This is a genomic window from Microbacterium songi, assembly GCF_042747925.1.
Classification (GTDB): domain Bacteria; phylum Actinomycetota; class Actinomycetes; order Actinomycetales; family Microbacteriaceae; genus Microbacterium.
The window spans coordinates 88,881-101,737 of record NZ_JBHZIE010000002.1 but is presented as its reverse complement, the minus strand read 5'-3'; the positions used below and the strand labels follow the sequence as shown (position 1 = coordinate 101,737).

General features: G+C 68.3%; 13 protein-coding genes. 1 reads left to right on the top strand and 12 read right to left on the bottom strand.

Features of this window, described 5'->3' with window-relative positions; all coding sequences use genetic code 11:
- Positions 1 to 8 precede the first annotated feature (8 nt).
- The 9 genes from ACFM35_RS04550 to ACFM35_RS04510 form a co-directional block, all read right to left on the bottom strand.
- A complete protein-coding gene (locus tag ACFM35_RS04550; protein WP_378838946.1) occupies positions 9 to 362 on the bottom strand; it encodes a hypothetical protein in 354 nt (117 codons plus the stop codon).
- Entirely contained in the window at positions 359 to 901 is a 543-nt protein-coding gene (locus tag ACFM35_RS04545) for a DNA polymerase III subunit gamma/tau (protein WP_378838943.1), read from the bottom strand. The genes ACFM35_RS04550 and ACFM35_RS04545 overlap by 4 nt, the downstream gene beginning before the upstream one ends.
- 40 nt (positions 902 to 941) lie before the next feature.
- The gene (locus tag ACFM35_RS04540; RefSeq protein WP_378838941.1) at positions 942 to 2,093 is read right to left on the bottom strand and encodes a lamin tail domain-containing protein; all 1,152 of its coding nucleotides are present in this window, start codon (positions 2,091 to 2,093) and stop codon (positions 942 to 944) included.
- 154 nt (positions 2,094 to 2,247) lie between these two features.
- The gene (ilvC, locus tag ACFM35_RS04535; RefSeq protein WP_378838939.1) at positions 2,248 to 3,273 is read right to left on the bottom strand and encodes a ketol-acid reductoisomerase; all 1,026 of its coding nucleotides are present in this window, start codon (positions 3,271 to 3,273) and stop codon (positions 2,248 to 2,250) included.
- Between the two features lie 64 nt (positions 3,274 to 3,337).
- Positions 3,338 to 3,847, bottom strand: coding sequence for an acetolactate synthase small subunit (gene ilvN / locus ACFM35_RS04530; protein WP_378838937.1), 510 nt, complete (start codon positions 3,845 to 3,847; stop codon positions 3,338 to 3,340).
- Positions 3,848 to 3,850: 3 nt separating this feature from the next.
- Entirely contained in the window at positions 3,851 to 5,653 is a 1,803-nt protein-coding gene (locus ACFM35_RS04525) for an acetolactate synthase large subunit (RefSeq protein ID WP_378838934.1), read from the bottom strand.
- 42 nt (positions 5,654 to 5,695) lie between these two features.
- Positions 5,696 to 7,414, bottom strand: a complete 1,719-nt coding sequence (ilvD, locus tag ACFM35_RS04520; protein ID WP_378838932.1) for a dihydroxy-acid dehydratase — start codon at positions 7,412 to 7,414, stop codon at positions 5,696 to 5,698.
- 9 nt (positions 7,415 to 7,423) lie between these two features.
- The gene (gene otsB, locus ACFM35_RS04515; RefSeq protein ID WP_378838930.1) at positions 7,424 to 8,215 is read right to left on the bottom strand and encodes a trehalose-phosphatase; all 792 of its coding nucleotides are present in this window, start codon (positions 8,213 to 8,215) and stop codon (positions 7,424 to 7,426) included.
- Positions 8,212 to 9,636 (bottom strand): alpha,alpha-trehalose-phosphate synthase (UDP-forming), encoded by a 1,425-nt coding sequence (locus ACFM35_RS04510; protein WP_378838928.1) that lies wholly within the window; start codon positions 9,634 to 9,636, stop codon positions 8,212 to 8,214. Before ACFM35_RS04510 ends, otsB begins: the two co-directional genes overlap by 4 nt.
- Positions 9,637 to 9,814: 178 nt before the next feature.
- On the opposite strand from ACFM35_RS04510, the gene ACFM35_RS04505 reads away from it, so the two are divergent.
- Positions 9,815 to 10,066 (top strand): hypothetical protein, encoded by a 252-nt coding sequence (locus ACFM35_RS04505; RefSeq protein ID WP_378838926.1) that lies wholly within the window; start codon positions 9,815 to 9,817, stop codon positions 10,064 to 10,066.
- Positions 10,067 to 10,153: 87 nt separating this feature from the next.
- Here the strand turns inward: ACFM35_RS04505 and ACFM35_RS04500 are convergent, their stop codons facing one another.
- Genes ACFM35_RS04500 through ACFM35_RS04490 form a run of 3 tightly spaced genes read right to left on the bottom strand, consistent with a single transcriptional unit; the run spans position 10,154 to position 12,782 of the window.
- Positions 10,154 to 11,341: an acetyl-CoA C-acetyltransferase gene (locus tag ACFM35_RS04500; protein WP_378838924.1), complete on the bottom strand. Its 1,188-nt coding sequence runs from the start codon at positions 11,339 to 11,341 to the stop codon at positions 10,154 to 10,156.
- 9 nt (positions 11,342 to 11,350) lie between these two features.
- On the bottom strand, positions 11,351 to 12,007 hold the full coding sequence (locus ACFM35_RS04495; protein WP_378838921.1) for a CoA transferase subunit B: 657 nt from the start codon (positions 12,005 to 12,007) through the stop codon (positions 11,351 to 11,353).
- A gap of 1 nt (position 12,008) precedes the next feature.
- On the bottom strand, positions 12,009 to 12,782 hold the full coding sequence (locus ACFM35_RS04490) for a CoA transferase subunit A (protein WP_378839478.1): 774 nt from the start codon (positions 12,780 to 12,782) through the stop codon (positions 12,009 to 12,011).
- Between the last annotated feature and the right edge of the window lie 75 nt (positions 12,783 to 12,857).

The following is a 12,857-nucleotide window of genomic DNA, read 5'->3' as shown; positions in this document are numbered from 1 at the left end:
GGTGCATCTCAGCCCAGCAGGGACGCACCCGACGAGGCCGCGTACCCGATGACGTCGAGCCAGAACACCGACACCAGGGTCAGACCGGCGAGCATCACCAGCAGCAGGTGCAGCGCGGTCCGCCGCCGGCCGATGGCGAGAGCGCCCGCGAAGACGAGGATGGGCAGCACCACGGGCAGGATGAGCACGAACCATCCGAGGCCGTTCAATCCCAGCGGGCCGCTCGCCTGAGCGATGAGGAAGGCCACCGCATTCCAGACGGCGTACGCGTAGAACAGCCCGAACAGTCCGGCGATCGTGGCGACGAGCCACGTCGGGGTACGACGTGCGGATGCCGCGGCATCCGTCTGCACCGCGCTCACTGACCCACCGCCCCGACGGCGAGGAACGGCCAGGGCACGAGCAGGATCGCCCCCGCGAGCAGCCACAGCACCCGCACCCACGTGTGGGAGCCGCGGGTGAGGACCAACGTGGTGACGAACCAGATCAGGGGGGCGAGGATCGCCAGCCACAGGCTGACCAGATAACCGACCGGGGCCACGAGGAACTGCGCGGTCCCCTGCAGTCGCAGCCCGCCCACGACCCACCCGATCGTCCAGAGCAGGTAGATGCCGCTGAGGATTCCGATGCCGACGAGAGCCGCGTTGCCGAGCGGCTTCGGCTCGGACACCGCGGTCACCGTGCCGTCACGCTCGAGGCGGCCGACCTCGTCCGACCCGCGCCCGACGGCGTCGAAGCCCTGCGGGAGGGCCACGGGGTCGGATGCCTCGACCGCCGCCTTCTCGTCGGTCGCGGCGTCGGCGGCGGTAGCCGTGACGTCGCGCTCGTCGACACCGGTCACCAGCGTCGGATCGTCGTCACCGTCCCAGGAGAGGGCGTCGTCGTCGCGGCCGGCTGTCATGCCTCCAGCGTAGGTCACGCGCCCTGGCACCGCCGGGTCTTCACTCGAGCGAGAAGGTGCGCGGCGAGTAGCGATCGTCGATGTGGCTGTTGATCGCGCCCGGGGAGCTGCGTGCGATCAGGAACCGTCCGTCGGCCTGACGCTGCCAGCTTTCACCTCGACGGAAATCCAGCCGGTCGGTGAACTTCGCATCGCCCGTCTGACAGGCCGTGTCGGGCCCTGCCGAGATGGTGAGGCCGTCGACGCGCAGGCCCTTCGCCGTCACGATCAGGATGCCGCTCGTCCGATCTGCCAGAGAGGTCTCCATGCGCGCGTCCGCGATCGTCCCGAGACCCTCCGGACCGCTCAGCACGAACCGCTCACCGCCGGCCAGACGTGCGCCCTCCGGGAAGGTGTACTGGAGCGTGCCCTCGCTGGCGATTCCGCGTGCCGTGCAGCGGTACACCTTCCACCCGCCGACGTCCTGCGCGGTGACGCCCGTGTTGCGCAGTTCCACCAGATCGTCGCCGTGACCGACTCGACCGGCAGGCGCTATCTCGTCGATCCGCACCGCGGTGTCGGCGACCGGTTCGGACCGCGCCGCGTTCGGGGCGCCCGGCGTGGCCTTCGCCCGCACCCAGGTACCGGCCTCCGTTCGCTGCCAGCTCTCGTCGAGAGCCTCCGCGAGGGTGACGGGCAGGTTCGGACCGATCCCGCATTCCGTCAGCACGGCGATGGGGGTGTTGGCGTAGACCGCCACACGATCGGCGATGGACCCGTCGGGCATGCGCAGCGCGAACCCGTAGCCGGTCGGATCGATGGCCCGGGCGAAGTAGGCGTCAGCGCGCAGGCCGGGTCGCCGGCTGCCCAGATGCTCGGCGGTGAACAGCGCACCGGGGGCGAGGACGACGCCACGGAGGTCGACGTCGGGGATGGCTTCGAGGCTGCCCTCCGCGGTGCAGCGTGACACCGACCAGCCGGTGAGATCGATCTCCGCCGCCGAATCGTTGCGGAGTTCGAAGAACCCGTCCGTTGCCGATCGTGGCCCGGCTGCGGCGACCTCGTCGATGACGACGTCGGACTTCTCTGCGGTGACGGCGATCGACGAGCCCCCTGTCGGGGCGTTCGCCGTCGGTGTGAGGGCTGCAGTCCCCGGTCCCCACAGTGACGCTAGGGCCAGGATCGCTCCGAGGGAACGAGGGGTGAGACGCACCTCTTCACCCTAGAGGCGCTCGCTGGGTCGAGGCCGTGTGCGCCGTCGTGCACACCTGCGCGGACCGCCCGGGCGTGCCGAAAGCCCGGCCCCGTGGTGCGGGGCCGGGCTTCGTGGCTCTTGACAGCCGGGCTCGGCGGGATGCGCCGAGGGTTCAGCGTGCTGCGGAGCCCTCGACGTAGTCGGTGTCGGTCTGCTGCCAGGCGAACAGGCCGCGCAGCTCTTTGCCGACCGCTTCGATCGGGTGCTGAGCACCCTTTTCGCGCAGGGCCAGGAACTCAGGCGCTCCGGCATCCTGGTCCTCGATGAAGCGCTTCGCGAACGCGCCCGACTGGATGTCGCCGAGAACGGCCTTCATGTTCTCCTTGACATCGGGCGAGATGACGCGCGGACCCGAGACGTAGTCGCCGTACTCGGCGGTGTCCGAGATGGACCAGCGCTGCTTGGCGATCCCGCCCTCCCACATCAGGTCGACGATGAGCTTGAGCTCGTGGAGCACCTCGAAGTAGGCGATCTGGGGCTGGTAGCCCGCCTCGGTGAGCGTCTCGAAGCCGTACTGCACGAGCTGCGACATGCCGCCGCAGAGCACTGCCTGCTCGCCGAACAGGTCGGTCTCGGTCTCTTCGGTGAAGGTGGTCTTGATGACGCCGGCGCGCGTGCCGCCGATCGCCTTCGCGTACGAGAGTGCGAGTGCCCACGCCTCGCCGCTCGCATCGCGCTCGACGCCGATGATGTCGGGGATGCCGCGGCCCGCGACGAATTCGCGGCGCACCGTGTGGCCGGGGGCCTTCGGCGCGATGAGGATCACGTCGACGCCCTCGGGAGCATCGATGTAGCCGAAGCGGATGTTGAAGCCGTGCGCGAAGGCGAGGGCCTTCCCGGGCGTCAGGTTGTCCTTGATGCTCTCGGTATAGATCGAGCGTTGGTGCTGATCGGGCGCGAGGATCATGATGACGTCGGCCCATGCGGTCGCGTCGGCGACGGATTTCACCTCGAAGCCGTCGTCCTCGGCCTTGGCGGTCGACTTCGAGCCGTCCTTGAGGGCGATGACGACCTCGACGCCCGAGTCGCGGAGGTTCTGCGCGTGGGCGTGGCCCTGCGATCCATAACCGACGATCGCAACCTTCTTGCTCTGGATGATCGAGAGGTCGGCGTCGGCGTCGTAGAGGAGTTCAGTCACTGGTTTTCTCTTTCGTTCGGGGTGTTCGATGATCGTGCCGCCACGCTCGGCGAACGGTCGGGGATCAGTTGCGGAGGACCCGCTCGGTGATGCTCTTGCCGCCGCGGCCGATGGCGAGAAGGCCCGACTGGGCGAGCTCCCTGATGCCGAAGGGCTCCAGTGCGCGCAGCAGGGCGTCGACCTTGCCGTGGTCTCCGGTCACCTCGATGACGAGCGCGTCGGGTGAGTAGTCGACGACCGACGCGCGGAAGAGGCTCACCACTTCGAGCACACTCGACCGGTTGGCGTTGTCGGCGCGCACCTTCACGAGCATGTGCTCGCGCTGGACGGATGCCGCCGGCTCGAGCTCGACGATCTTGATGACGTTGATCAGCTTGTTGAGCTGCTTGGTCACCTGCTCGAGGGGCAGTTCGTCGACGTCGACGACCACGGTGATCCGGGACAGACCCGGCACCTCCGTCACGCCGACCGCGAGGGATTCGATGTTGAACCCGCGGCGCGCGAACAGCCCCGCGACGCGGGTCAGCAGACCGGGTTTGTTCTCGACCAGAAGGCTCAGCACGTGCGAAGTCATGGCTCAGTCCTCGCGATCGAACGACGGGGCGTGTTCACGCGCGTACTGGACGTAGCTGTTGCTGACGCCTTGAGGGACCATCGGCCACACCATCGAGTCGGCGCTGACGACGAAGTCGATGACGACCGGACGGTCGTTGGTCTCGAGAGCCAGCGTGATCGCAGCATCCACTTCTTCCAGCTTCTCGACGCGGATCGCGAGGCACCCGTACGCTTCAGCCAGCTTCACGAAGTCGGGGATGCGGATGCTGCCGTGCCCGGTGTTCAGGCTGGTGTGCGAATACCGGCCCTCGTAGAACAGCGTCTGCCACTGGCGCACCATCCCGAGCGAGGAGTTGTTGATGATCGCGACCTTGATCGGGATGTTGTTGATCGTGCAGGTGGCGAGTTCCTGATTGGTCATCTGGAAGCATCCGTCGCCGTCGATCGCCCAGACGACGCGGTCGGGCTCCGCCACCTTGGCGCCCATCGCCGCGGGCACGCCGTAGCCCATTGTTCCCGCGCCACCGGAGTTGAGCCAGGAGTTCGGACGCTCGTACTTGATGAACTGCGCCGACCACATCTGGTGCTGACCGACGCCCGAGGCGTAGATGCCCTCGGGTCCGGTGAGCTCCCCGATGCGCTGGATCACGTGCTGCGGTGCGAGAAGGCCGTCCGTCGTCGGCGCGTAGCCGAGGGGGAACTCCTCACGAAGACCGTCGAGGTAGGACCACCACTCCGAGATATCGGGCTCGGCTGTCGCCGCAGCGGCCCGGTAGGCCGTTTCGAGGTCGACGAGCACGTCCCGCAGATCCCCCACGATCGGAACGTCGGCCGCGCGGATCTTGCCGATCTCCGCGGGATCGATGTCGATGTGCACGACCTTCGCGTTCGGCGCGAACAACGCCGCCTTGCCGGTCACCCGGTCGTCGAACCGTGCACCCAGGGACACCAGCAGGTCGGACTCCTGCAACGCCAGGACCGCCGGGACGGTGCCGTGCATGCCGGGCATCCCGAGCTGCTGGGTGTGCGAGTCGGGGAAGGCACCCCGTGCCATCAGCGTCGTGACCACCGGAGCACCGGTAGCCTCGGCGAACGCGAGCAGCTCCTTCGACGCCCGCGAGCGGATCACGCCGCCGCCGACGTAGAGCACGGGCTTCTTCGCGCCCGCCAGCAGCTGTGCCGCGGCCTGGATCTGCTTGCCGTGCGCCTTCGTCACGGGCCGGTAGCCCGGCAGGTCGATCTTGGGCGGCCACACGAACGGCACCTCGGCCTGCTGCGCGTCCTTCGTGATGTCGACGAGCACGGGGCCGGGTCGACCGGTCCCCGCGATCTCGAAGGCGGCGGCGATGGCGCCGGGGATCTCCTCGGCGCGCTTGACGAGGATGGAGTGCTTGGTGATGGGCATCGTGATGCCCACGATGTCGGCTTCCTGGAAGGCGTCGGTGCCCATCAGCGTGGAGAACACCTGGCCGGTGATGCAGACGATCGGGACGGAGTCCATGTAGGCGTCCGCGATGGCGGTCACGAGGTTCGTCGCACCGGGACCGGACGTCGCGATCGCAACGCCGATCTTGTTCGACGCGGAGGCGTAGCCCTCCGCCGCGTGTCCCGCGCCCTGCTCATGGCGCACCAGGATGTGGCGCAGCTCGGTGCTGTCCATCAGCGGGTCGTAGACGGGGAGGATGGCGCCCCCGGGAAGCCCGAAGACATCCGTGACACCCAGGAGTTCGAGCGATCGGACGACGGCTTGGGCGCCCGTGAGCACGGGTGCCGATGCGGTTCGGGCGGGCGGCCGGGGCACGGCCGAGGAGGATTCTGCAGGCATGATGAACCTCTGAGTGATGGAGACGGATGTCGGGGGCCGAGGTCAGCCCGTGGTCGCGCCTTCGGCGGCGGAGCGCACGAGCTTGGAGTACTTGGCCAAGACGCCACGGGTATAGCGCGGGGGAAGTGGCTCCCAGCCCTCACGGCGGGAGTTCAGCTCAGCCTCATCGACGAGTAGGTCGAGAGTGCGAGCCGCGATATCGACCCGTATCAGATCACCATCGCGCACGAAGGCAATGGGACCAGCGTCCACTGCTTCGGGTGCTATGTGGCCGATGCACAGGCCGGTTGTGCCGCCTGAGAATCTGCCGTCCGTCAACAGTAATACATCTTTTCCGAGGCCGGCGCCCTTGATGGCGGCGGTCACCGCGAGCATCTCGCGCATGCCGGGTCCGCCCTTCGGGCCCTCGTAGCGGATGACGACGACGTCGCCGGCCGCGATCTCGCCTGCTTCGAGAGCATCCATCGCCCCACGCTCGCGCTCGAACACGCGGGCAGGGCCTTCGAACACATCGGAGTCGAAGCCGGCCGACTTGACGACGGCGCCCTCGGGCGCGATGGATCCGTGGAGGATCGTGATGCCGCCCTTCTCGTGGATCGGGTTGTCGAACGAGTGGATCACGGTGCCGTCGATCGGATCGGGATCGAGGTCGCGCATGTTCTCGGCAAGCGTCTTGCCGGTCACGGTGAGCGCGTCCCCGTGCAGCAGCCCTTCGTCGAGCATCGCCTTCATGATCACGGGGATGCCGCCGTGGCGGTCGACGTCGTTCATGACGTACTTCCCGAAGGGCTTCATGTCGGCGACGTGCGGAACCTTGTCGCCGATCCGGTTGAAGTCGTGGAGGCTCAGTTCGACGTCGGCCTCGCGGGCGATCGCCAGCAGGTGCAGCACGACGTTGGTCGATCCACCGAGGGCCATCGCCAGGGCGATCGCGTTCTCGAAGGCCTCGGGGGTCAGGATGTCGCGGGTGGTGATGCCCTGACGGAGCAGATTGATGACGGCCTCGCCCGAACGGTGCGCGTAGTAGTCGCGGCGGCGGTCGGCTGCCGGCGGCGCCGCCGACCCGGGGAGGCTCAGGCCGAGGGCTTCGGCGACGGACGCCATGGTGTTGGCCGTGTACATGCCGCCGCAGGCTCCTTCCCCCGGGGCGATGGCGCACTCGATGCGCTTGAGGTCGGCCTCGCTCATCTTGCCCGCCAGGCACGCGCCGACCGCCTCGAACGAATCGATGATGGTGACGTCCTTCTCGGTGCCGTCCGACAGCTTGACCCAACCGGGGGCGATCGAGCCCGCGTAGAGGAAGACACTCGAGAGGTCCAGACGCGCGGACGCCATGAGCATGCCCGGGATCGACTTGTCGCAGCCGGCGAGCAACACCGTGCCGTCCAGCCGCTCGGCCATGACGACGGTCTCGACGGAGTCGGCGATGACCTCGCGGCTGACGAGCGAGAAGTGCATTCCCTCATGGCCCATGGAGATGCCGTCGGAGACCGAGATCGTGCCGAACTGCAGCGGGTAGCCGCCGCCGGCGTGCACTCCCTCTTTCGCGCCCTGGGCGAGCCTGTCCAGGCTCAGGTTGCAGGGGGTGATCTCGTTCCAGCTCGAGGCGATGCCGATCTGCGGCTTCTCCCAATCGGCGTCGCCCATGCCGACGGCACGGAGCATCCCGCGCGAGGTCGTGGCTTCGATGCCATCGGTGACGACGCGGCTGCGGGGCTTGATGTCGACGGACGCGGCGGTGTGGGGATCGGACTCAGGCATCCCTGCAGTCTATTCCCGGCGGGCGGCCCGCATCTCGGCCAACGCGGACAACACGGCGGCGAGTTCTTCGATGTCTGACACGCGCAGCGCGGCCGCCGTCTGCCCGCCGCCGACGCGGATGCCCAGGTCGTCCACCCGCAGCGCCTTCATCGCGTCTTCGTCCGTGACGTCGTCGCCCGCGAACAGCACGGCGGTCGCACTCAGCCTCTCGCGCAGAACAGCGACCGCGGCATCCTTCCCCTCCTGTCGGAAGGAGTACTCGACAATGTTGTGGCCGGTGCGGCGACGCCAATGCGGAGCGTGCTGGGCGACGAGCGCGTCGGCGTACTGCCACGCCCGCTCGCCGTCGTCGGCGCTCGCCGTGCGCGTGTGGATGCCGAATCCGTACGTCTTCGGCTCGACCCAGACACCCGGGAAACCTGCCAGCTCCCGTTCGGCGTCGTGACGCAGGGTGTCGCGGAGCTCTGTCTCACGCGCCTCTTCGGTCGGCGTCACGAGCCCCTCGCCGGGAATCCAGAACTCGGCGCCGTGGGAGCCGGCGAGCACGATCGCGCTGTCCTCCGTGTGCTCGGAGATCTGCTCGAGGTCCGACAGGCTGCGTCCCGACACCAGGGCGACGACCGTGTCGGGCAGCGTGAAGAGGGATTCGACGGCCGCGCGCGACTCCGGCAGCATCCGCGCCTTCATCGGCTCGTCCTCGAACGGCGCCAGCGTGCCGTCGAAGTCGAGCGCCACCAGCAGCACCGCAGTCTCGGCCAACGGGCGGAGGGTGTCGACGGTTTCCGGCGGGAGCGGGGTCATGCGTTACCTTTCGGGACGGGGTGCACGGCGGCCAGCGCCGACAGGAAGTCACGGGACCATGCGTCGACGTCGTGTTCGATGACCTTGCGACGGAGGGCGCGCATGCGTCGGCCCTGCTCGGCCGGGGCCATCTTCACCGCGCTCACGATGGTCTCCTTGAGCGTGTCGATGTCGTGGGGATTCACGCGCAGAGCCGTGCCGAGCTCGTCGGCGGCACCGGCGAACTCGCTCAGGATGAGGACACCGCGATTGTCGGTCCGCGTGGCCACATACTCCTTCGCGACCAGGTTCATGCCGTCGCGGAGAGCCGTGACCAGCATGACGTCGGCCGCGAGGAAGAGCGCGACCATCTCTTCGCGGGGATACCCCTGGTGCAGGTACCGGATCGCGGTGTGACCCATCGTGTCGCGGTCACCGTTGATGCGGCTGACCGTGAGTTCGATCTCATCCCGCAACTCGACGTAGGTCTGCACACGTTCGCGGCTCGGGCTCGCGACCTGGACGAGCGTGACGTCCTCGACCTTGAGGGTGCCGTCGGCCAGCAGTTCGCCGTATGCCTTCAGGCGGTGCTGTATGCCCTTGGTGTAGTCCAGGCGATCCACCCCGAGCAGGATCTTGGAGGGATTGCCGAGGCTCTCGCGGATCTCCGCCGCACGGGCACGCACGTCGGGGCGCTTCGCGAGCGCGACGTAGGACGCCGTGTCGATCGAGATGGGGAACGCCTTGGCCAGGGCGAGCCTCGAGCTGCCGTCCGCCTGCGGAACGCGGATGCCGGTCGCTTTGGTGTCGTAGCGAAGCTGGCGGCGCACGGCCCGCGCGAAGTTGCCGGCATCGGCGACGCGCTGGAAGCCGATCACGTCGGCGCCGAGGAGCCCCTCCAGGACCTGTCTGCGCCAGGGCAGCTGCGAATACAGCCCATATGCCGGGAACGGGATGTGGTGGAAGTAGCCGATCGTGACGTCGGGCCGAAGCTCCCTCACCATCTTCGGCACGAGCTGCAGCTGGTAGTCCTGAACCCAGACGGTGCCTCCCTCGGAGACGGCCGCGGCCGCGGCCTCGGCGAACCGCCGGTTGACCTTCACGTAGGCGTCCCACCACACGCGGCGGTATCGCGGCGACGCGATGACGTCGTGATAGAGGGGCCAGATCGTGTCGTTCGAGAACCCCTCGTAGTAGGAGGCGACTTCCTCTTCCGAGAGCGCCACCGGCACCAGCCACGTGCCGCCGAACTCGAACGGCTCGACTTCGAGGTCCGCTTGTCCGGGCCACCCCACCCACGCGCCGTCGGACTTCTTCATCACGGGGTCGAGTGCCGTCACGAGTCCGCCGGGAGAGGGACGCCAACCGGGTTCACCGTTCGGCCCGTCCACCCGATCGACGGGAAGGCGATTGGCGACGACGACGAAATCTGCCTCAGGCACGGGACCTCCTGGTAGCGGGCGTCAGCCAAGGCTACAGCGGCGACGAGACCGGCTCCCGACGAGACCGATCCGGGCGAGGCATCCGTCATGACCCGTCGTCGGGTTCCGCCCACGCGGACCCCCGCGCGGCCTCTGTCAAGGGCCACGCGCCGGCGCTTGCGCCCGCTAACGTGGTGCCATGCGTAAGTACCTCTTCGGAACCGGCATCATGGGCGCGGTCGTCAGTGGCGTCACCCTGCTGCGCGGAGCGCGCGACACCGAGTTCACCTGGCGCGAGGCACTGGCCTGGCTGAGCTGGGCCATCACTTTCGCGCTCGCGGTCGGAGCCATCGTCGACACGCGGCGGGCCTCGCGCGGTCACCGCGTCTCGGCTGACTCGCCGGTCTCCGGCAAAGAAGACAAGCTGTTGAAGAAGCGCCTCCGCGCGTAGGAGCGCGTGCGGGAGGTCGAGCCTGAACGCACGGAAACCGCCGGACGCGCTCCGGTCGGCATGCCGTACGCCGGGCGCCTCACCCTGTCAACGGGTGAGGATCAGCGCGTCGCCCTGTCCCCCGCCGCCGCAGAGACCGACGGCCGCGACACCGCTTCCCCGGCGCACCAGTTCATGCACGGCGTGGACGATGAGCCGATTGCCCGAAGCGCCGATCGGGTGGCCGATCGCGATTCCGCCGCCGTGGATGTTCACGACGTCGTCCGAGAGTCCGAGCTCGCGTTGCGAGCGTTCGACCACCGCGCCGAACGCCTCATTGATCTCGACGAAATCGAGATCGGATGCCCCGATCCCCTGCTTCGCGAGCGCCTTCGCGATCGCGCGGGCCGGTTGCGCGTGCAGCGAGTTGTCGGGTCCGGCGACCTGACCGGAAGCGCCGACTGCCGCGAGGACCGTCCAGCCCTTCTCGTCGGCGTGGGACCGAGAGGTCACGACCACCGCAGACGCGCCGTCAGAGATGGGCGAAGAGCTGGCCGCGGTGATGGTGCCCCCCTCGGCGAAAGCCGGCCGCAGTCTGGCGAGAGTCTCGATCGTGGTCTCGGGGCGCACGCCTTCGTCGGCCCGCACGACGACGGGTTCCCCGCGCTTCTGCGGCACCTCCACGGTGACGAGCTCCGCGTCGAAGACACCCGCCTCCTGCGCGGCGGCCGCCCGCTGATGCGATCGGGCCGCCACCGCATCCTGCTGCTCCCTCGTGATCTCGTACTTCTCGTTCAGCCGCTCGGTCGACGCGCCCATGCTGACACCGTCGTACGCGTCTGTCAGGCCGTCCAGAGCCATGTGATCGAGCACTTCGACAGAGCCGTACTGCCAGCCGTTGCGCGATCCCATGAGCAGATGGGGAGCCTGGGTCATCGACTCCATGCCGGCCGCGACGACCGTCGTGGCATCCCCCACCCGGACCATCCGGGCAGCGTCGATGACGGCCGTCAGCCCTGACAGGCACACCTTGTTGACGCTGTGTGCGGGGACGTCCCAGCCGATGCCCGCGTTGATCGCGGCCTGGCGCGCCGCATTCTGGCCCGAGCCGGCGGCCAGCACCTGGCCGACGATGACGGCGTCGACGTCTGCAGGGGAGATGCCGCCCTGCGCGAGTGCGCCGCTGATCGCGAATCCTCCGAGCTGCGGGGCGCTGAACGACGCGAGTTGCCCCTTGAGCTTGCCCTGCGGGGTGCGGGCCGCCGCCACGATGACGATGTCGTCGGTGATGTCCATGATTACCTCCTACGCCTGGCGCGCGAGCAGCGCGGGCGAGATCGTGAGCGGCGGCTCTGTCGCGGCGACCACGGACTCCACCGTGACACCGGGCGCCGTCTCGACCAGCACCAGCCCGGCGTCTGTGACGTCGATCACCGCGAGATCGGTGATGATGCGATCGACCACACCGCGTCCTGTCAGCGGCAGCGAGCATTCGTGCACGATCTTGGCCGATCCGTCACGGGCCACATGCTCCATCAGCACGATCACGCGCGCCGCGCCGTGGACGAGGTCCATCGCACCGCCCGGGCCCTTGACCATCTTGCCGGGGATCATCCAGTTCGCGAGGTCGCCCGAGGCCGAGACCTGCATCGCCCCGAGGATCGCCGCGTCGATCTTGCCACCACGGATCATCCCGAAGCTGGTCGCAGAGTCGAAGAACGCCGCGCCCGGAAGCACCGTGACGGTCTCCTTGCCCGCGTTGATGAGGTCGGGGTCCACGGCGTCATCGGTCGGGTAGGGCCCGACCCCGAGGATGCCGTTCTCCGATTGCAGCACCACGGTGGCACCGTCGGGCACGTAGTTGGGCACCAGGGTCGGCAGACCGATTCCGAGGTTCACGTACGAGCCGTCGGTGAGCTCCGCAGCGGCGCGCGCCGCCATCTCATTACGCGTGAGTGGCATGTCAGTGTCCTTCCGGGGTCACGGTGCGACGCTCGATGCGCTTCTCGATGTCGCTGCCCACCTTGATGATCCGGTGCACGTAAATGCCGGGAAGATGCACGTCGTCGGGATCGAGCTCCCCCGGTTCGACCAGTTCTTCGACCTGCGCGATGCAGACCCGTCCTGCCATCGCGGCCAGCGGATTGAAGTTGCGGGCGGACTTGTTGAAGATCAGATTGCCGTGACGATCGCCCCGCAGGGCGTGCACGAGCGAGAAGTCCGTCACGATCGCTTCTTCGAGCACGTACTCGTGAGACGAGCCGCCGATGTCGAAGACGCGGACGTCCTTGACCGGTGACGCCACAGCCACGCCCCCCTGACCGTCGTAACGGCGAGGCAGTCCGCCTTCGGCCACCTGCGTCCCGACCCCGGTCTGCGTGTAGAACGCTCCGATTCCCGCGCCGCCGGCGCGCAGTTTCTCGGCGAGGGTCCCCTGCGGGGTCAGCTCGAGTTCGAGCTCCCCTGAGAGGAACTGCCGCTCGAACTCCTTGTTCTCCCCCACGTACGACGACGTCATCTTGCGGATCCGTTTCGCATTCAGCAGGACGCCGAGCCCCCAGTCGTCGACGCCGCAGTTGTTGCTCACGATGCTGAGGTCGGACGTGCCCTGCGCGAGCAGAGCCTCGATCAGCTGGGTCGGGTTGCCGGAGAGCCCGAAGCCTCCGACGGCGAGGGAAGCTCCGTCGGGGATGTCCGCGACGGCTTTCGACGCTGAGTCGATGGTCTTGTCGATCACTTGCACTCCCTCGTGTCCGGCGTGGCGCTGTCTGCCGGTGATGACGCCCACCCCAGCATCATCCGTGGTGCAAGC

Excerpts from the sequence above, each read along its gene's own strand:
- ilvD (WP_378838932.1), bottom strand. The coding sequence starts at position 7,414 with ATGCCTGAGTCCGATCCCCACACCGCCGCGTCCGTCGACATCAAGCCC.
- ACFM35_RS04505 (WP_378838926.1), top strand. The coding sequence starts at position 9,815 with ATGCGTAAGTACCTCTTCGGAACCGGCATCATGGGCGCGGTCGTCAGT.
- ACFM35_RS04500 (WP_378838924.1), bottom strand. The coding sequence starts at position 11,341 with ATGGACATCACCGACGACATCGTCATCGTGGCGGCGGCCCGCACCCCG.
- otsB (WP_378838930.1), bottom strand. The coding sequence starts at position 8,215 with ATGACCCCGCTCCCGCCGGAAACCGTCGACACCCTCCGCCCGTTGGCC.
- ACFM35_RS04525 (WP_378838934.1), bottom strand. The coding sequence starts at position 5,653 with ATGCCTGCAGAATCCTCCTCGGCCGTGCCCCGGCCGCCCGCCCGAACC.
- ACFM35_RS04495 (WP_378838921.1), bottom strand. The coding sequence starts at position 12,007 with ATGCCACTCACGCGTAATGAGATGGCGGCGCGCGCCGCTGCGGAGCTC.
- ilvN (WP_378838937.1), bottom strand. The coding sequence starts at position 3,847 with ATGACTTCGCACGTGCTGAGCCTTCTGGTCGAGAACAAACCCGGTCTG.
- ACFM35_RS04545 (WP_378838943.1), bottom strand. The coding sequence starts at position 901 with ATGACAGCCGGCCGCGACGACGACGCCCTCTCCTGGGACGGTGACGAC.